16 protein-coding genes are annotated in these 19,410 nt (G+C 62.6%); 11 read left to right on the forward strand and 5 right to left on the reverse strand.

Annotation, left to right across the window (positions count from 1 at the left end; genetic code table 11):
• Positions 1–153: 153 nt before the first annotated feature.
• The 3 genes from clpB to rluD form a co-directional block, all read right to left on the reverse strand.
• Positions 154–2,718, reverse strand: coding sequence for an ATP-dependent chaperone ClpB (clpB, locus tag EC839_RS18840; RefSeq protein WP_027600191.1), 2,565 nt, complete (start codon positions 2,716–2,718; stop codon positions 154–156).
• Positions 2,719–2,847: 129 nt separating this feature from the next.
• A complete protein-coding gene (pgeF, locus tag EC839_RS18845) occupies positions 2,848–3,579 on the reverse strand; it encodes a peptidoglycan editing factor PgeF (RefSeq protein ID WP_132832996.1) in 732 nt (243 codons plus the stop codon).
• The gene (gene rluD / locus EC839_RS18850; RefSeq protein ID WP_074583960.1) at positions 3,576–4,535 is read right to left on the reverse strand and encodes a 23S rRNA pseudouridine(1911/1915/1917) synthase RluD; all 960 of its coding nucleotides are present in this window, start codon (positions 4,533–4,535) and stop codon (positions 3,576–3,578) included. The genes pgeF and rluD overlap by 4 nt, the downstream gene beginning before the upstream one ends.
• 188 nt (positions 4,536–4,723) lie before the next feature.
• Here rluD and EC839_RS18855 point away from each other — a divergent pair, with 188 nt between their 5' ends.
• The gene (locus EC839_RS18855) at positions 4,724–5,749 is read left to right on the forward strand and encodes an outer membrane protein assembly factor BamD (protein WP_007160812.1); all 1,026 of its coding nucleotides are present in this window, start codon (positions 4,724–4,726) and stop codon (positions 5,747–5,749) included.
• A 110-nt stretch (positions 5,750–5,859) separates the two neighbouring features.
• On the opposite strand, the gene EC839_RS18860 is transcribed toward EC839_RS18855, so the two are convergent.
• On the reverse strand, positions 5,860–7,482 hold the full coding sequence (locus EC839_RS18860; RefSeq protein ID WP_132832997.1) for an NAD+ synthase: 1,623 nt from the start codon (positions 7,480–7,482) through the stop codon (positions 5,860–5,862).
• A 131-nt stretch (positions 7,483–7,613) separates the two neighbouring features.
• Between EC839_RS18860 and EC839_RS18865 the strand changes: the two genes are divergently transcribed.
• From EC839_RS18865 to EC839_RS18875, 3 genes are read left to right on the forward strand one after another with little or no spacing between them, the layout of a single operon-like run.
• Positions 7,614–7,862, forward strand: a complete 249-nt coding sequence (locus EC839_RS18865; RefSeq protein WP_132832998.1) for a PP0621 family protein — start codon at positions 7,614–7,616, stop codon at positions 7,860–7,862.
• Positions 7,846–9,420 (forward strand): PAS domain-containing sensor histidine kinase, encoded by a 1,575-nt coding sequence (locus EC839_RS18870; RefSeq protein WP_132832999.1) that lies wholly within the window; start codon positions 7,846–7,848, stop codon positions 9,418–9,420. Before EC839_RS18865 ends, EC839_RS18870 begins: the two co-directional genes overlap by 17 nt.
• A 2-nt stretch (positions 9,421–9,422) precedes the next feature.
• The gene (locus EC839_RS18875; RefSeq protein WP_132833000.1) at positions 9,423–10,763 is read left to right on the forward strand and encodes a sigma-54 dependent transcriptional regulator; all 1,341 of its coding nucleotides are present in this window, start codon (positions 9,423–9,425) and stop codon (positions 10,761–10,763) included.
• On the opposite strand, the gene thiO is transcribed toward EC839_RS18875, so the two are convergent.
• The gene (thiO, locus tag EC839_RS18880; RefSeq protein ID WP_132833001.1) at positions 10,764–11,867 is read right to left on the reverse strand and encodes a glycine oxidase ThiO; all 1,104 of its coding nucleotides are present in this window, start codon (positions 11,865–11,867) and stop codon (positions 10,764–10,766) included.
• A gap of 95 nt (positions 11,868–11,962) precedes the next feature.
• Here thiO and EC839_RS18885 point away from each other — a divergent pair, with 95 nt between their 5' ends.
• The 7 genes from EC839_RS18885 (at position 11,963) to EC839_RS18915 (ending at position 19,399) form a co-directional block, all read left to right on the forward strand.
• A complete protein-coding gene (locus EC839_RS18885) occupies positions 11,963–12,487 on the forward strand; it encodes a GspH/FimT family pseudopilin (RefSeq protein WP_132833023.1) in 525 nt (174 codons plus the stop codon).
• A gap of 105 nt (positions 12,488–12,592) precedes the next feature.
• On the forward strand, positions 12,593–13,069 hold the full coding sequence (locus EC839_RS18890; RefSeq protein ID WP_132833002.1) for a GspH/FimT family pseudopilin: 477 nt from the start codon (positions 12,593–12,595) through the stop codon (positions 13,067–13,069).
• Positions 13,066–13,557: a type IV pilus modification protein PilV gene (pilV, locus tag EC839_RS18895; RefSeq protein WP_132833003.1), complete on the forward strand. Its 492-nt coding sequence runs from the start codon at positions 13,066–13,068 to the stop codon at positions 13,555–13,557. Before EC839_RS18890 ends, pilV begins: the two co-directional genes overlap by 4 nt.
• Positions 13,554–14,561, forward strand: a complete 1,008-nt coding sequence (locus EC839_RS18900; protein ID WP_132833024.1) for a PilW family protein — start codon at positions 13,554–13,556, stop codon at positions 14,559–14,561. Before pilV ends, EC839_RS18900 begins: the two co-directional genes overlap by 4 nt.
• Entirely contained in the window at positions 14,558–15,028 is a 471-nt protein-coding gene (locus EC839_RS18905) for a PilX N-terminal domain-containing pilus assembly protein (RefSeq protein ID WP_132833004.1), read from the forward strand. The genes EC839_RS18900 and EC839_RS18905 overlap by 4 nt, the downstream gene beginning before the upstream one ends.
• 16 nt (positions 15,029–15,044) lie before the next feature.
• A complete protein-coding gene (locus EC839_RS24640) occupies positions 15,045–18,944 on the forward strand; it encodes a pilus assembly protein (protein WP_165904687.1) in 3,900 nt (1,299 codons plus the stop codon).
• The gene (locus tag EC839_RS18915) at positions 18,941–19,399 is read left to right on the forward strand and encodes a type IV pilin protein (RefSeq protein WP_132833006.1); all 459 of its coding nucleotides are present in this window, start codon (positions 18,941–18,943) and stop codon (positions 19,397–19,399) included. The genes EC839_RS24640 and EC839_RS18915 overlap by 4 nt, the downstream gene beginning before the upstream one ends.
• Positions 19,400–19,410 lie beyond the last annotated feature (11 nt).

Consider the following 19,410-nt stretch of genomic DNA (forward strand, 5'->3'; position numbering starts at 1 on the left):
TTCCAACCCCTCTTACGTCAGTGCCTTTCGGGCTTTGCCGTAAGTGAGGTGCGCCATTTTACGGAAGTGGAAACAGACGTCAACACCTAGCCTGCTGTTTTTTCACAAATTTATGCGAAAGGCCGGGCGACCCTGGGGTCGCCCGGTCATTTCCTAGGCGAAGACGATCTCGTCGCCCTCTACCCTGCCCTCGATGCGGCTGTTCGGCGCGAAGGCGCCCGAGAGGATGCGCTGGGCCAGCGGATTCTCGATCCAGCGCTGGATTGCCCGCTTGAGCGGACGGGCACCGTAGACCGGGTCGTAACCCACCGCCACCAGCTTGTCCAAGGCCTCGGGCGACAGCTCCAGCTGCAGATCGCGCTCGGCGAGGCGCTGCCGCAGGTGCTGCAGCTGGATCTCGGCGATGCCGGCGATCTGTTCGCGGCCCAGCGGCTCGAACACTACCACCTCGTCGATCCGGTTGATGAACTCGGGGCGGAAGTGACTGGCTACCGCATCCATCACCGCGGCGCGCTGGGCATCGGGGTCGCCGACCAGCTCCTGGATCTGCGCCGAGCCCAGGTTCGAGGTCATGACGATCACCGCATTGCGGAAATCCACGGTTCGGCCCTGGCTGTCGGTCAGACGCCCGTCGTCGAGCACCTGCAGGAGGATGTTGAAGACATCCGGATGAGCCTTTTCCACCTCGTCCAGCAGGACTACCGAGTAAGGCTTGCGCCGCACGGCCTCGGTCAGGTAACCGCCCTCTTCATAGCCGACATAGCCGGGCGGTGCCCCGATCAGGCGAGCCACGGAGTGCTTCTCCATGAATTCGGACATGTCGATGCGCACCATGGCGTCTTCGGTGTCGAAGAGAAACTCCGCCAGCGACTTGCACAGTTCGGTCTTGCCCACCCCGGTCGGGCCGAGGAAGAGGAAGGAACCACTGGGGCGATTCGGATCGGACAGGCCCGCCCGCGAACGGCGCACGGCATTGGCCACGGCGGTGACCGCTTCGTCCTGGCCGATCACCCGGTTGTGCAGGGCCTCTTCCATGCGCAAGAGCTTGTCACGCTCGCCTTCGAGCATCTTGCTGACCGGGATACCGGTCCATTTGGAGACCACTTCGGCGATCTCGTCTTCGGTGACCTTGTTGCGCAAGAGCTGGTTGGCCGGCTTCTCGTGCTGGTCGACCATCTGCAGGCTGCGTTCCAGATCGGGAATGGTGCCGTACTGCAGCTCGGCCATGCGATTGAGGTCACCCTTGCGGCGAGCGGCCTCCAGCTCAGTGCGCGCCTGTTCGATGCGCTGCTGCAACTGAGCGGAATCCTGGACCTCGGCTTTTTCCGCCTTCCAGACCTCCTCGAGATCGGCGTATTCCTGTTCGAGGCGAGCGATGTCCTCGTCGAGTTTTTCCAGTCGCTTGCGCGCGGCCTCGTCCTCTTCCTTCTTCAGCGCCTGACGTTCCACCTTGAGCTGGATCAGCCGGCGATCCAGGCGATCGAGGGCCTCCGGTTTGGAGTCGATCTCCATGCGGATGCGGCTGGCGGCCTCGTCGATCAGGTCGATGGCCTTGTCCGGCAGCTGACGATCGGTGATGTAGCGATGTGACAACTTGGCCGCGGCGATGATGGCGCCATCGGTGATGGCCACCTTATGGTGTACCTCGTAGCGCTCCTTGAGGCCACGCAGGATGGCGATGGTGTCTTCCTCGCTCGGCTCGTCCACCAGCACCTTCTGGAAGCGCCGCTCCAGGGCCGCGTCCTTCTCGATGTACTGGCGGTACTCGTCGAGGGTGGTGGCACCCACGCAGTGCAACTCGCCACGGGCCAGGGCCGGCTTGAGCATGTTACCGGCATCCATGGCGCCCTCGGCCTTGCCGGCGCCGACCATGGTGTGCAACTCGTCGATGAAGAGGATGATGCGCCCTTCCTGCTTGGCCAGTTCGTTGAGCACGCCCTTGAGGCGCTCCTCGAATTCGCCGCGGAATTTGGCACCGGCGATCAGCGCGCCCATGTCCAGGGCCAGCAGGCGCTTATCCTTGAGGCCATCGGGCACTTCGCCATTGATGATGCGCTGGGCCAGGCCCTCGGCGATGGCGGTCTTGCCGACGCCGGGCTCCCCGATCAGGACCGGGTTGTTCTTGGTGCGGCGCTGCAGGACCTGAATGGTGCGGCGAATCTCGTCGTCCCGGCCGATCACCGGGTCGAGCTTGCCGTCTTCGGCGCGCTTGGTGAGATCGACGGTGAACTTGTCCAGCGCCTTGCGGCTGTCTTCGGCATTGGGGTCATTGACCGCCTCGCCGCCGCGCAGGTTGTTGATGGCGTTCTCCAGCGCCTTGCGCGAGACGCCCTGCCCCAGCAGCAACTTGCCGAGGCGGGTGTTCTCGTCCATGGCGGCGAGCAGCACCAGCTCGCTGGAGATGAACTGGTCGCCCTTTTGCTGGGCCAGGCGGTCGGCCTGGTTGAGCAGGCGCGCCAGATCCTGGGACAGATTCACGTCGCCGGTGGGATTCTGGATCTTGGGCAGCTTGTCCAGCTCTTCGGCCAGGGTCTTGCGCAGGCTGGCGAGATCGAAGCCGACCTGGCGCAGCAGCGGAGAAATGGAACCGCCCTGCTGGTCGAGCAGCGCGGAGAACAGGTGCAGCGGCTCGATGGCCGGATGGTCATGGCCGACGGCCAGGGACTGGGCATCCGCCAGGGCGAGCTGCAATTTGCTGGTGAAACGGTCTATACGCATGGGCAAAGTCCTATCTGAGACGCGGGATGGCGCAGCAGAGGGCGCTTTCGATTACCCGCGGGAATGACCTTTAGATAGGGGCGATGCCTAACGATTCAAGCCACAGAGGCTTGACATCCGAAAAAATACTTAGGCGTTGATCCAGATCAGGCTGGCAAAGCGACCGGTCCGCGCGCCACGCCGATAGGAAAAGAAGCGCTCCTCGTCGGCGAAGGTATCGAAGCCACCGCCATGGACCGCCGTAATGCCTTGAGCCGCTAAGCGCAGACGAGCCAGGGCATAGAGATCGCCCAGGTACTTGTCCCCGCCCCTGGCCACGAAGCACTGCTCGGCCTCGGCGTGCTGGGCGACAAAGGCCTCGCGCACCTCGGCGCCTACTTCGAAACTGGCCGGCCCTATGGCGGGACCCAGCCAGACCAGCACCTCGGCGGGAGCGACCTCCAGACTGGCGGCAGCCGCCTCCAGCACGCCACCCGCCAGACCGCGCCAGCCAGCGTGGGCCGCCGCGACGCGGGAGCCGTCCCGCCGGCAGAACAGGGCCGGCAGGCAATCGGCGGTCATCATGGTCACGGCGATACCGGGCGTGGCCGTCCAGGCGGCATCGGCCTGGAGCACCTTGGTCGGATCGGCTTCGACGACGGCAGTGCCATGGACCTGTTCGAGCCAGGCCGGCCGGCACCCCAGGGCCTGGCCCAGGCGTCGACGATTCTCGGCGACCGCAGCCGGATCGTCACCGACGTGGGCACCCAGGTTGAGACTGGCGAAAGGCGCCTGGCTGACGCCCCCGGCCCGGGTCGTCACACAGGCCTGGACGCCGACCGGCGCCGGCCAGTCCGGCCGCAGCCAGTCGGCGTCGATCATTCGAAGGATTCCCGATCCTGGCGCAGCAGATCCAGCAGCCAGACCAGGTCTTCCGGCAGCGGCGACTCCCAGCGCAGGCGTTCGCCGGTCACCGGATGATCCAGTTCGAGGAAGCGCGCGTGCAGCGCCTGACGCGGGAATTCGCGCAGGGTCTTGACCAGGGTCGGATTGGTCGCCGGCGGGATCCTGAAGCGACCGCCGTAGACCGGATCGCCTACCAGGGGGAAACCGACATGGGTCATGTGCACGCGGATCTGGTGGGTGCGCCCGGTCTCCAGCTTGACCCGGGTATGGGTATAGGCACGAAAGCGCTCCAGCACCCGGTAGTGACTGACCGCGGGCTTGCCACCGGCGATCACCGCCATCTGCTGGCGGCGCTGGGAATGACGGCCGATGGGCGCATTGACGGTGCCGCCGGCGACGATCACCCCGGCGACGATGGCCTCATAGATGCGACTCACCGAGCGCGCCTGTAACTGGGCGACCAGGTGGGTATGGGCCTCCAGGGTCTTGGCCACCACCATGAGTCCGGTGGTGTCCTTGTCCAGGCGATGGACGATGCCGGCACGCGGCACGCTGTCCAGCGAGGGCACGTGGTGCAGCAAGGCATTGAGCAGGGTGCCATCGGCATGGCCGGCGGCCGGATGCACCACCAGCCCGGCGGGCTTGTCGAGCACCAGCAGGTGATCGTCTTCGTAGACGATGTCCAGTTCGATGTCCTGGGCCACCCACTCGCCCTGGGCCTCGCGCTCGGCGCGCAGCGCCAGCTGGGCGCCGCCATGGACGGTATCACGCGGACGCAGCACGGCGCCGTCGACGGTCAGGCTGCCGTCCTTGATCCAGGCGGCGAGACGCGAGCGGGAGTGTTCGGCGAACAGCTGGGCAGCGACCTGATCGAGGCGCTGGCCACCGAGTTCGTAGGGGACTTCGGCATTGAGAACGATGGATTCGGACATGGATCTGCGCGGGCAATGGCAGGGCTTTTGGAATCGGCCCGGCCCTGTGGTTAAATACGGCGACTTTTTTGCCCCGGCATTCCGGGTCGATCATCATAACAGGACGGTTCCGGCCCCGTCACAGGCTAGGTGAGCGCTCTCCGCGCTCATCCCTGCAGCGCCGACCGTTTCGGGGAATCCAAGCCGCCATGCAATTGAAGCACCTGCTGCTGGTCACCAGCCTAGTCCTCACCGCCGCCTGCTCCTCGAAAGCGCCCGAGGTTCCGGAAAATCTGCCGGAAGGCGAGCTCTACACCCAGGCTCAGCGCGATATCTCCAACAGCAGCTACACGGACGCCATCAGCAAGCTGAAGGCCCTGGAGTCGCGGTATCCCTTCGGTCGCTATGCCGAGCAGGCCCAGCTCGAGCTGATCTACGCCAACTACAAGAATGGCGAGCCCGAGGCGGCGCGCACGGCGGCGGATCGCTTCATCCGTCTGCATCCGCAACACCCCAACGTCGACTACGCCTACTACATGAAGGGCGTGTCCTCCTTCGAACAGGACCGTGGCCTGCTGGCGCGCTTCCTGCCGCTGGACATGACCAAGCGTGACCCGGGCGCGGCGCGCGATTCCTTCAACGACTTCGCCCAGTTCACCAGCCGCTTCCCCAACAGCCGCTACGCCCCGGACGCCAAGGCGCGCATGGTCTACCTGCGCAACCTGCTGGCGGCCTACGACGTGCACGTCGGCCACTACTATCTGACCCGCAAGGCCTATGTGGCCGCCGCCAACCGGGGTCGCTACGTGGTCGAGAACTTCCAGGGCACCCCGTCCGTGGGCGATGGCCTGGCGATCATGACCGAAGCCTACAAGCACCTGGGTCTCAATGACCTGGCGGCCACCAGCCTGGAAACCCTCAAGCTCAACTACCCGGACAACGTCAGCCTCAAGGATGGCGAATTCCAGCTGCGCGAGCCGGATGACAAGGATCAGCAGCGCTCCTGGCTGACCCGTGCGACCCTGGGCCTGATCGATCGCCCGAGCGATCCGCTGCCGCCCGGCGAGACCCGTGCCAGCCAGGACATCCAGCGCAAGTACCAGGAAGAGCGTGACAACCTGGCGCCCGAGCTGCGCATCGTCGACCCGGCCGAAGCCGAGAAGGCCGGCGGCGCGACGCCGGCGCCGGCCAAGCGCTCCTGGTTCAGCCGCCTGACCTTTGGTCTGTTCGACTGATTCGGCAGCAGACGTGAAAAGGGGAAGCCAGTGGCTTCCCCTTTTTTATTGCCCGCAATGGCTGGCGCACCCCTCTGGCGCCGGATCGCAGGGGTCCGGCGCCTGACGAGCTAGTCGCCGATGCGCCAGCCCGAGGTGATCGGATAGCGCCGATCACGCCCGAAACCGCGCTGGGTGACCCGGGCGCCCACCGCCGCCTGGCGCCGCTTGTATTCGTTGAGATCCACCAGGCGCAGCACCCTGCGCACCGTTTCCTCGTCGAAGCCGGCGGCGACGATGTCCACGGCCGAGAGATCCTGCTCGACATACAGTCGCAGGATCTCGTCGAGCACCGGATAGGGCGGCAGCGAGTCCTCGTCCTTCTGGTCCGGCGACAGCTCGGCCGATGGCGGGCGGTCGATCACGCGCTGGGGAATCACCTCACCCGCGCGATTGCGGTATTCGCAGAGGTGGAACACCAGAGTCTTGGGCACATCCTTGAGCACGTCGAAGCCACCGGCCATGTCGCCATAGAGGGTGGCGTAACCGACGGCCATCTCGCTCTTGTTGCCGGTGGTGAGCACCAGATAGCCCTTCTTGTTGGAGATGGCCATCAGCAGGGTCCCGCGGCAGCGCGCCTGCAGATTCTCTTCGGTGGTATCCCGCCCGAGTCCCGCGAATTCGCCGGCCAGGGTCGTCTGGAAGGCCTCGACCATGGGCGCGATGGGCAAGACGCTGTAGCGCACCCCCAACGTCCGCGCCTCGGCTTCGGCGTCGTCCAGACTGATCTGGGCGGTGTAGTGGTAGGGCATCATCACCGCCTCCACCTGCTCCGCGCCCAGCGCATCCACGGCGACCGCCAGCACTAGGGCCGAATCGATGCCACCGGACAGGCCCAGCACCACGCCCTTGAAGCCGTTCTTGCGCACATAGTCGCGCACCCCGAGCACCAGGGCGTCATAGACGCTGGCCTCCAGCGAGGCGACGGGGGCGAGTTCGGCCGGCTGCGGTTGCAGGGCCGCATCGATGACCACCGGATAAAGGCCTTCGACGAAGGCCGGCGCGCGCTGACAGACCTGCCCCTGGGCATCGACCACGAAGGAATGACCGTCGAATACCAGCTCGTCCTGGCCACCCACCTGGTTGACGTAGACCACCGGCATGCCGCCCTCGCGGGCACGCTCGCCCACCACGGCCTCGCGCTCCGGCTGCTTGCCGCCGTGGAAGGGCGAGGCATTGAGGTTGAGCATGAGTCGTGCCCCGGCCGCTCGCGCCCTCGCCATGGGCTCGGCGAACCAGATGTCCTCGCAGATGGTGACGCCGATGGGCACGCCCTGGTAGTCGAACACGGCAGCGCTGTCGCCCGGCTCGAAATAGCGCTTCTCGTCGAACACCCGGTAGTTGGGCAATTGCTGCTTGCGATAGAAGGCCAGCTCGGCGCCATCGCGATAGACCGCGCAGGCGTTGTAGCGTCGCCCCTCCTCCAGCCAAGGAAAGCCCACCAGCACATGGATGCCAACGATCTCCTGGCGGATCCGCTGCAGCCCCTGCTCGATCCGACGCTGCATGCTTGAGCGCAGCAACAGGTCCTCCGGGGGATAGCCGCACAGCGACAGCTCCGGAAAGACGATGAGATCGCCCTGCAGCTCATCCCGGGCCTGCCGGGCGGTAGTGATGATGCGTTCCACATTGCCGTGGATGTCGCCGACCTTGAGGTTCACCTGCGCCATCACGACGTTCAGCAACTGACTCATGCACTCTTCCTTGCCCGATTGATCGGCGCATTTTCCCGCAAGCAGCGAAGCGGGACAATCGATGCCATGCGGGGCTCACCGCCTGCAGCGGCCCTGCTAAACTCCACCCTCCTTCACGCTGCGAGATCGCCATGGGTCTGCTTCGCCTGCTGTTGTGGCTCGTCCTCCTGGGCGCGCTGTTCTGGATGATCAGACGCTGGTGGCGTGGCAAGACGCAGACGCCGTCCGGCAAGGCCCGTCCGCTACCGCCCAACCCCATGGTGCGCTGCGCCCATTGCGGGGTGCACGTGCCCCAGGAGAGAGCCCTGGCCGATGGCGAAGGCCAGCGCTGGTATTGCAGCGCCGAACATCGCCGGTTGCAGCATGAGCACCGCTACTGATCCAGGCACCCTGAGAGCCGACGCGGTCCTGCGGCTCTATCACCTCTATCGCATCGTCATCGGCCTGGCGCTGGTGGTGCTGATTTCCAGCGACCTGGACCAGCACTGGCTGCGCACCGTCGACGGCCAGCTGTTCCGCCAGGCCAGCTGGGCCTATCTCGCGGTCAACGCCGTGCTGGCGGTCGGCCAGCGGCTCTTGCGCGGTCGCGCCTTCACCCTGGCGCTGATCGACATCCTCGCCCTGGGCGGGCTGTTCTTCCTGGCCGGTGGCATCGCCAGCGGCATGGGCAGTCTGCTGGTGGTGACCGTCGGGGTGTCCAACGTCCTGATCCGCGGCCGCCGTGGCCTGCTGATCGCCGCCCTGGCGGCCATCGCCCTGCTGCTGGCGACCGGCTATCTCGACCTGCGCCGCGGCGACAGTGGCAGTGGCTATGTGCAGGCGGCGGGCCTGGGCACCCTCTGCTTCGCCACGGCGCTGCTGGTGCAGGGCCTGGTCCGGCGGCTGCTGGACAGTCAGGCCCTGGCCGAAACCCGCGCCACGGCCGTGGCCGAACTGGAGGCCCTCAATGCCCTGATCCTCGAACGGATGCGGACCGGCATCCTGGTATTCGATGCCGAATACCAGGTGCTGCTGGTGAATCCGGCAGCCCGGCGTTTGCTCGGCGTGGACGACGAGGACACCATCGCTCCCCTGGCCCTAGGTCTCGCCCAGCGCCTGGAGGAATGGGAGCGCAATCCCAGTATCCGCCCCGCGCCCTGGCGCGCCTATGCCAACGGCCCCCTGTTGCAACCCAGCTTCGCCCGCCTGCAACAGGGCGAAGGCGAGCGGGTGCTGACCTTTCTCGAAGACGTCTCGCGCATCGCCCAGCAGGCCCAGCAACTCAAGCTCGCCTCCCTGGGCCGGCTCACCGCCGGCATCGCCCACGAGATCCGCAATCCGCTGGGCGCCATCAGTCACGCCGCCCAGCTGCTGCAGGAATCCGAAGAGCTGACCACGCCGGACCGGCGCCTGGCGCAGATCATCCAGGACCAGTCGCGGCGGATGAATCGGGTGGTGGAAAACGTCCTGCAGCTGTCTCGCCGCCAGCAGGCCGCCCCTCAGCTGATCGACCTGCGCTACTGGGCGCACCGCTTCGCCGGGGAGTTGCGCCCTACCCTGCCCGCCGGCCAGACGCTGCACGTCAAGACCGAGCCGGGCACCCTGCAGACGCACATGGATCCCCACCAACTGGGCCAGATCCTGACCAACCTGGTGCAGAACGGCCTGCGCTACAGCTGCCAGAAGCACGGCATCGGCCAGGTCTGGCTCAGCACCTACCGCGATCCGGAAAGCGACCTGCCCATCCTCGAAGTGGTCGACGACGGACCGGGCGTCGCCGCCGAGCAACTCGACCACCTGTTCGAGCCCTTCTTCACCACCGAAAACAAGGGGACCGGGCTGGGCCTGTACATCTCCCGTGAGCTTTGCGAGAGCAACCAGGCCAGACTTGGCTATCATCCCTTGGCGAACGGCAGCTGTTTTCGCATCACCTTCGCCCATCCCCGCACAATGAGCTGAGCATGGCCCGACAGAAAGTCCTGATCGTCGACGATGAACCCGATATCCGCGAACTCCTGGAGATCACCCTGGGGCGGATGAAGCTCGACACCGCCAGCGCCAAGAACATCGCCGATGCCCGGGCCATCCTCGAACGGGAAAGCTTCGACCTCTGCCTGACCGACATGCGCCTGCCCGACGGCTCGGGACTGGACCTGATCCAGTTCATCCAGCAACGCTTTCCGCAATTGCCGGTAGCCATGATCACCGCCTTCGGCAGTCTGGAAACCGCGGTCCAGGCCCTCAAGGCCGGTGCTTTCGACTACCTCACCAAGCCGGTGGACCTGCCGCGCCTGCGTGAGCTGGTAGGCACCGCGCTGCGCCTGTCCGGGCCTGCCCCGACAGCGGCCGGCGCCAGCGAAACCCAACTGCTCGGCGAATCGCCGCCGATGCGCGCCCTGCGCAACCAGATTGCCAAGCTGGCGCGCAGCCAGGCGCCGGTCTACATCAGCGGCGAATCGGGCAGCGGCAAGGAGCGGGTGGCACGACTGATCCATGAGCAGGGGCCGCGGGCCGGTCGGCCCTTCGTGCCGGTCAACTGCGGCGCCATCCCCTCGGAACTGGTGGAAAGCGAATTCTTCGGTCACCGCAAGGGCAGCTTCACCGGCGCCATCGAGGACAAGCAGGGCCTGTTCCAGGCTGCCCAGGGCGGCACCCTGTTTCTCGACGAGGTAGCCGATCTGCCGCTGCCGATGCAGGTCAAGCTGTTGCGCGCCATCCAGGAAAAGGCCGTGCGCCCGGTAGGCAGCCAGCAGGAGATCAGCCTGGACGTGCGCATCCTCAGCGCCACCCACCGGGACCTGGCCGCCGAGGTCGCCGCCGGGACCTTTCGCCAGGACCTCTATTACCGCCTCAACGTCATCGAACTGCAGGTGCCGGCCCTGCGCGAGCGCCGCGAAGACATCGGCATCCTGGCCAACCATATGCTCGAGCGCCTGGCACGCGACTCCGGCCTGGCGGCGGCCACGCTGGGCGAGGATGCCCTGGCCAAGCTCAAGAGCTACCGCTTCCCCGGCAACGTGCGGGAACTGGAAAACATGCTGGAGCGGGCCTACACCCTCTGCGAAGGCGACGTCATCCGCCCGGCCGATCTACGCCTGGCCGATGCCCCAGCAGCCACTGCCACCGGCGAAGCCAGCCTGGCCAACATCGCCAATCTGGAAGACCACCTGGAGTCCATCGAACGCCAGCTGATCATGCAGGCGCTCGAAGAGACCCGCTGGAATCGCACCGCCGCCGCGGAACGCCTGGGCCTCTCCTTCCGCTCGATGCGCTATCGACTGAAGAAGCTCGGCATCGACTGATCAGCTCACCGCCAACCGCGCGCCTGGCGCATAGGGCGCCGGATCGATGATGGGCGTGCGCTCGGTGAGCAGATCGGTCAGCAACTGGCAGGACGCCGGCGCCAGCACCAGGCCGTTGCGATAGTGCCCGCAGTTGAGCCACAGCCCAGGCAGCTCCGGTACCGGCCCGATGAAGGGCACGCCATCCGGCGACCCCGGCCGCAGTCCCGCCCAGTGCGCCACCGGCGCCTGGCCGGCCAGGGCCGGCAGCAACTCGGCGGCCGAGGCCTGCAGGCTGGCCAGCGCCTCGGCGGTCGGCGTCTTGTCGAATTCGGCGTGCTCCAGGGTACTGCCGATGAGGATATGCCCATCGCGGCGCGGAATGGCGTAGCGCCCCTTGGCCAGCACCATGCTGGTCAGATAACCCACCGGCTGGCGATACAGCAGCATCTGCCCCTTCACCGGCCGCACCGGCACCGCCAACCCCAGGCTCTGCAGCAACTCACCGCTCCAGGCCCCGGCACAGACCACCACGGACTCGGCATGGATGGCCTCGCGCGCGGTCTGCACCCCCACTACCCGCTCACCCTGGCGCAGGAAACCGGTCACCGGCGACTCGCTCACCAGCGTCACATTGGGCATGCGCAGCAGGGCTTCGCGCAGAGAGCGCACCAGCCGGGGATTGCGCACATTGGCCACCCCCGCCATGAAGACCGCCCGCTCATAGCCCGGCCCCAGCACCGGCACCCGCTGCCGCACCGCCGCGACCGACACCGACGCCAGCGGCCGCACATTGCGCCGCGCCCAGTCCAGCGCCTCGGCTTCGTCCTCCAGATCGAGCCAGTACAGCCCGGTCACTTCCACCTCGGGGTCCACCCCCGTCTCCTGCCGGAGCCGCTCCCCCAGCACCGGATAGAAATCCTGCGACCAGTGCGCCAGCGCCGTCACCGCGGGCTGGTAGCGCCACGGATACAGCGGCGAAACGATCCCGCCGCCGGCCCAGGACGCCTCCCGCCCCGGCTCGCCGCGCTCGACTACCACCACCCGCCGACCGCTCAAGGACAGGCAATAGGCCGACATCAGCCCTATCGCACCCGCCCCGACCACCGCTACATCAAAGATCACGTCACACCTCTACATCCTGGAATTGACTGTTCCGCCGTCCTGGCGCAAAACGGCTAGTGCGGCCAGGAAGGCCGCCTACCTACAAGGACGTCAACATGACCTATCGCATCGCGCGAGGCTTCAGCCTTTTCGAATCCCTGATCTGCCTCAGCATACTGAGTATCGTTGCCTCCCTGGCCGTCCCCGCCTTTGGGGGAATGCTGCAGCGCAATCGCCAGCAACTGGCCATTCAGCAACTCAGGGAGACAGTCAACTTCGCACGTGCGGCTGCCATCAACGGCCATGGCAGTGTGTCCATCTGTCACGCGCCGGCCGGCGAGTGCGACGGCTCAAACCTCTGGGCAGCCACTACGCGCGTCTTCCAAGACAGCAATCGCGATGGCCTTCAATCAGTCGAAGAGCCCACCCTGCTGATCAGTCAGCTCCCCGAGGGCCTGCACTGGCGGTGGAACAATTTCCGTACGCTACCTCATCTGACGTTTTTAAACAGTGGCGTGACCAACGCCCTGAATGGCAGCTTCATTCTCTGCCAAGGCACCGAGCCGCGCGCACGACTGGTCCTGAACAAGGCCGGACGGATCGAGACGGCGAATGTTCGCGACAGCGATCGTTGCGCCTGAACTCCCTGACCAGACACCTTCCCGTTTCGACCGGATATCTGCCGTACGCTGTTCCAGCCGACCGTCATACCCCATGCTTGGCTTTCCAGCCCGGCGAAAACGACGATGCGTACCCAGTACGGCTTTACACTGATCGAAACCCTGGTAACGCTCGCCATTCTGGCGATCGTGGTCAGCATTGCTGCGCCTTCTTTCACTCGAACGTTACAGAGCAACAGGGCTGCAGTCATGAGCAATGAACTGCTTGGCGCCATGCAGATAGCACGCTCCGAAGCCCTGAAGCGTCGTACCGACGTCACCCTATGTCGGCGTAATGTCGCGGGTGATGCCTGCGAAAACGGGACCGACTGGACAGCGGGTTGGCTGATGATTCAAGGCGCAAACGTCATTCGGATCTGGGAGCCTACCACCGGCATCACCTTGAACGGCCCCGTTAATGGCGTCACCTATCGCAGCACTGGCCTCACCACCCTTGTTGCCGCCCAGTCGTTCAGTATCGAAACACCCAGCTGCCGCCGTACGGTTTCGGTGAGTCTCACCGGAAATGCCTTCGTCAACCAGAACGGCTGCCAGTCGCCATGAATGCAAAGCAGCAAATGGGCGCAACCCTGATCGAGGTGCTGGTTGCCATGGTCATTCTCGCCATTGGCCTGCTGGGGCTCGCGGGGCTGCAATCGGTAAGCGTTCAAAGTAACCAAGGTGCCTATTACCGCTCACAGGCGACCATCTTGGCCAACGACATGGCCGATCGTATGCGTGCGAACCGTACTGCTGCCGTGGCGGGTAGCTACGCCCTGACCACCTTTCCCGCTCCGTCGACCAGCAACGCTATTACTGGCACCCCGGCCCAGCGCGATACAGGCCAATGGCTCAATAACCTGGCAACCACTCTGCCACAGGGCACAGGGACCATAGTGACCAGCGGACAGATCGTGACCCTGACCATTTGCTGGAACGACAGCCGAGCCCGAATCAAGTCCACCCAATACGCGCCGCCACAGAACGATAGCTGTACCTCTACCGCCGAGAATTCGGGCTTCGAAACCTTCTCCTACAGGACTCGCCTATGAAACATCGGGCACCTCGCCGTCAGAAGGGCCTATCCATCATCGAACTCATGATCGCCTTGCTTCTGGGGCTATTGCTCATGGGCGGCGTCATGCAGGTCTTTCTGTCTTCCCGGCAAACTTATCAGACCAATTCCGCGCTCTCTCAGGTACAGGAATCTGGACGCTTCGCCCTGGACTTTCTGGCCTATGATCTGAAAAACGCCGGCTATCGCGGAGACTGTCTGTTTCCACTCTATGATCCAACGCCAGCGACACTGACCAAAGACGAACGCTATGTTCTCGGTACCGGTATCGAAGGCTGGAATGACGCTGGAGAGAACTCTATCCCGGGCTGGCTGAACGATATCTACACCACGAGCCGACGAGCCGGAACGGATGTCATTCTGCTCAAGCATGCTGCTGGCGCGACCGGCATAGCCCTATCCAATCCCGTCAGTGCAGACGCCACGACCATTAACGCGACCGCAGCGACCGGCCAGACACCTGGTAGCCTGCTGATCATCTCCGACACAGCTGGCTGCCAACTTTTCATCAATCAAAGCGCAGCCAACGCCACCACGTTGACAACGCTGCAGGCGATCAACCGCCCCTATGCGCAAACGGCGGTAATCTCAAATTTCCAAAGTTCGCTCTATTACATAGGTCAGAGTTCCGTTATAGCCGGCCTTCCTGCGCTACGCCGAATTCGCTATCTGGCCACAGCCGACGCGAGGCCCTTGGTGGCCGATGAGGAGTTGGTCAGTGGCATCCAAGATCTGCAGATCCAATATGCAGTAGGGAATAGCAATGGCCAGATAACAGGACAGTATAGAGACGCCCAGGAGATCAACGATTGGCAGTCCGTAATTTCCGCCCAAATCAGCCTGATTGCCGTTAGTAGAGATACCCAGGCCGTATCACCAGATCAGCAACTTACCTTTCGTGGCGGTACCGTCACCCTTGATAACGGTCGCCTGGGGCAGGTATTCAACCTAACCGTCAGCATTCGGAACCATCTGCCATGAGAACATCAGGCCTCCATCAAACCGGCGCGGTGTTGATCGTGACCTTGGTGATGCTGCTACTGATGACCCTGATTGCCCTGGCCAGTATGAGAGGCACGACGCTGCAGGAACGCATGGCAGGAAATGCTCGCGATCAAAGCCAGGCTTTTCAAGCATCGGAAATGGCCCAGCGACAGGCTGAAGCCTTCGCCCTCACCCGCAGCGTCACCGACTGGCAAAACACTGCCCAAACTGCCAACTGGACAAATGCAGATGCTTTGACAGATCTGCCCAATCAGGCCCGCTTCAGGATCAATCCAACACCAGGTGTCAATCCGTTGAGATCCGGCGATGGCCTTCAGGTGATTCCGCTGGACGTAAGCGTACTGCGCATCGAAACCCAAGGTGCTGGAGCAGCTACAACTGCTGGAGCCGGGTCGGCGTCCACGGCGAATGTCACCATCAACACCATCTTTGTCAGGCGATAGATACTCGGAGAGCGTCATGCCTCATCAATTGCGAATTCTGACGTGGACCCTGCCTTCAGCGATGGTGCTGCTTCTACTGAGTACGCCTGGCAAAGCCACGGTGTCCCAGACTCCGCTGGCTGTAGGGGGGGATATTCCAGGCAGCCTGGCGCTGGTGCCCTCGGTAGAGTGGCCGACGGTCCTATCTGTAGCCAACCTTGGCAGCTACAGTTCCGGCAACGTCTATAGCGGATACTTCGATTCGGACAAATGCTATACCTACGCCTTTGGCAGCTCACTGGACAATAGTTGGTTCAACCCTGTCAGTGCCGCCAATAGCCGTCGCTGCAGCGGTGCCAGACAATGGAGCGGCAATTTTCTCAACTGGGCCGCTACTCCAACCATCGACCCTTTCCGCAGCGCTCTGACCGGCGGCGCCAGAGTGCGGGACGATGTCGGCCTTACCGTGCTGCAAAAAGCTCGGCACAGCGGACAAAACTCTGCTGGTAACCGTTTGAATAGCGGTCAGGGACTGCTGCCAGCGTCCGAGATTGCCGGTGCTACCCCCTTTGCGGCCAACTGGGCTGGCTTCTATGTTCGTCTCGAAGGCCAGGGGTTCGACATGCTGTTCTCCAATTGGAACGATCGAATCGGTGGCGGCGGCTCTGCCGACTATGGCGCGGGCAACAATATGTCGAGCGTCTGGGTTAATCTGGATCCAAACGATAGCAACCAATGGAATGGCAATTTACTCAAGGCTGACTATACCGGGGGTTCGATTTTCAACTCGACCCGCTACAGTGTCTATCGAGTAAGAGTGCAGGTAAAAGTATGTGATCCCAGCGTTGGCTTAGAAGCCAACTGCAAAAGATATTCGGCAAGCAACTACAAACCCGAGGGACTTCTGCAACAGTATTCTGACAAGTTACGCTATTCGGTATTTAGCTATCTTAATGACTCCAGCGCAACACGTGATGGCGGTGTTCTACGGGCTAACCAGAGCTTCATCGGCCCCCTCAAGCCAGATCTCAGCAGTAATTCCGCACGCGCCGAATGGGACCCTCAGACAGGCATTCTGGTGCGTAATCCCTCTGCCAGTGAAGCATCAGCAACAGGCTACGGAGTAGCAGATAGCGGTGTCATTAATTATCTGAACAAATTCGGCTCAATGCCTTATGCGCCAAATACCTATCTTAGCTTAAAAAGCAACGACCCGGTTAGCGAGCTCTATTATACAGCGCTACGTTATTTCAAGAACCAGGGTAACGTATCTGCCTACAGTACGCTATCCGGCTCCACGGATACCGACAAATACGCCCAAGCCGACGGCTTTCCCGTAGTGACCAATTGGCAAGATCCAATCACCTATTCCTGTCAGAAGAACGTTATTCTCGGCATCGGCGACACGAACACCTGGAATGACAAGAATCTACCGGGAGGTATCACTTCCTCGGGCGGAGAACCGGCCAAGCCTGCAGAAGTGACCAGCGACACCTCTATAGATGTAGAGGCCTTGACACAGAAGGTCGCCAGTCTCGAAAACATCACCATAGGCACACCCTTCACAGGTCGCGGCAACTCTGCCTACATCGCCGGCCTTGCCTATGATGCCCATACTCGGGACCAGCGTAGCGATAAAGCAGGTAGCCAGACCATTTCTACCTATTGGATGGATGTCCGCGAGAACCAAAGTCTGGCCGGCAGATCATCGAACCAATACTGGCTCGCTGCCAAATATGGCGGCTTCACGGTCCCCCAAGGCTTTGCTAGCAGCGAAGCCACCGCTGCTAGCATTACCGACGACCTGTGGTGGACTAGCGGTGAGTATCTCTCTTCCAATTACAAGCGCCCCGACAATTTCTACGTTGCTAGCGACGCCCCCAACATGATCAAGGGTCTTCGAGCAGCCTTTGCCAAGATCGTTCAAGAGGTAACTACTTCGACCACCTCGATCAGCACCAACGGCCAGCAACTCGATACCGGCAGCGGCACCTTTCAAACTCAATTCGAAGCCAAGTTCTGGAGTGGCGATCTTCTGGCCAGAACGCTAAGTGCTTCGGGAGTTGCCAGCTCCTACAGCTGGAGCGCGGCAAACAAGCTCGACATCTTAGAGCCAAGCAGCCGAAAGATTTTTACGAGCAATACCCTAACCGCCCAGAGTAACAACGCCTATTCATTGGCTGCAGGCCAAGGCGTCAATTTTCTCTGGAGCAGCTTGGATGCTGAGAGCAAGGTCGCGCTGCAAGGAACCGCGACGACAGGCACCAATGTAAGCACCACAGAAGGGTCGCGTCGTCTCGACTATCTGCGCGGTGATCGGAGCCAGGAGACCGTCAGTAGTAACCCTATGCGCAAACGCAAGAGTCGCCTGGGAGACATTGTAAACTCAGACCCTTTATATATAGGAAAACCAGATTACGGCTATAACCGTCTAGCCGGATCCGTGTGGGGAAGTGCGGGTGAAAGCTATCTGACCTACCGTCAAAGCACAGCCTATCAGGCACGCAAGGCGCTGGTCGTAGTAGGTGCCAATGACGGCATGCTTCATGGTTTCGACGCCAGCCTGGCCGATGGCGGCAATGAACTGTTCGCCTATGTGCCTCGTACCCTGATGGGCGAACTCTACCGCTTGACCGACCCCAGCTATAGCCATCGCTACTATGTAGACGGCTCGCCAACGGGAGGAGACGCCTGGATCAACAATGGTTGGAAGTCCCTCATCGTGGGGACGGCGGGTGCCGGAGGAAACACCGTATTCGCGCTGGACGCGAGCGACCCGAGTAACATGGCTCCCAGCAACGTACTCTGGGAGTTCTCTTCGCCCGACATGCGGTATCCCATTCAGAAGCCTGCCTTGGTCGCGCTGGAGAATGGCAAGTTCGGTGTGATCGTGACCAGTGGCTTCAGCGACAGCAGTGTCAGCCAAGGCAAGATCTGGATCCTGAACGCCGCCACTGGCAGTGTCCTCAAGACCTTCACTGTCGCTACGACCGGCGGCTTGGGCGAGCCCCTTGCCATCGATACCAATAACGATCGCATCGTGGATCGTCTTTATGCTGGCGATACTGCCGGCAATATCTGGCGCTTCGACCTGAAAGGAGCCGACCCGGCCAATTGGGACGCTCCTGCAGCCTTGAAGAGCGGGGCAAACATTCTGCCCTTGTTCATTGCAAGGACAGCCAATGGTACCAGCAGTCCCACTCAACCTATCACTGCGCCTCTCGAAGCCGCCCTCAACAGCGACGGCAATCCGATCATTCTTTTTGGTACCGGAAGCTACTACCAGATTGGAGACAATGAGGTACCTGCCAATCCGCGCTTGGAAACCTTCTATGGCCTGATCGACAGGGGGCAGCAAATCAGCCGGAGCAATCTCGTCGAACAGGCCATTATTGCCCAACAAACCATCGGTAACCGCCGTGCCCGCGCAGTCACCAGTGCAGATATCGGCACGGATAAATCAGGCTGGTTCATGGATCTGGCATGGAAGAGCAGCAATGGCGGGTCTGGAGCTCTAACAAGCGAAAGGGTCATTGCCCGGCCGACACTGAGAAACGGCGTCTTGGTCTTTACTACCATGACCCCCAACAGTGATCCATGCGGCGGCGGAGGTACAAGCTGGATCATGACGTTGAATGTGCTGAACGGAGGCACTCTCAACTTCAGTTTTTTCGACTACAACGGTGACGGAACCTTTGATCAGCGTGACTATTACAGCTTGGCAAATGGCACCAAGGTCCCTTTCTCTGGGATCTCAGACGATCAAAGCGGCATCATCAAGACGCCAAGTTTCGTTCGCGGTAACGGCGACACGACCGACGGCTCTACAGCAACGGGGAAATTGTGCCACTCGGACGCGAGTGGCAACACGATCTGCCAAAATATCAATGACCCGAATAGCAGTTCGAAACGCATGACTTGGCGTGAAATCAGATGAAGTCAATTACGCAAAATCACCATTCAAACCACCAAAGAGGCTTCACGCTCATCGAATTGATGATCGTTGTGGCTATAGTTGGCATCTTGGCGGCCATTGCCTATCCGTCCTACACGGAGCACGTACGCAAGGGGAACAGGGCTGACGCTGAGGCTTCGCTCATGGAGTTGGCTCAGCTCATGGAGCGAAACTATACCCGCCTGGGGCGCTATACCACGGATGTGGCTGGTACGGCTGCACCCACCCTGCCGTTCACTACCTCTCCCAAGGATGGTGGGCGGGCCATCTACGATTTGAGCCTGAGTGCAGTCACTGCTACTAGCTATACGCTTCAGGCAGCCCCACGTGCAGGCGGCCCCATGGCAGGTGATCGATGCGGAAGTCTGACACTTACCAATACCGGGCTGAAGGGACAAGCGACCGGCGCCACCACTGCCGACTGCTGGCGCCGCTAAGGACGCCAGCG

Source organism: Pseudomonas sp. JUb52 (genome assembly GCF_004341115.1).
Taxonomy (GTDB): domain Bacteria; phylum Pseudomonadota; class Gammaproteobacteria; order Pseudomonadales; family Pseudomonadaceae; genus Chryseomonas; species Chryseomonas oryzihabitans.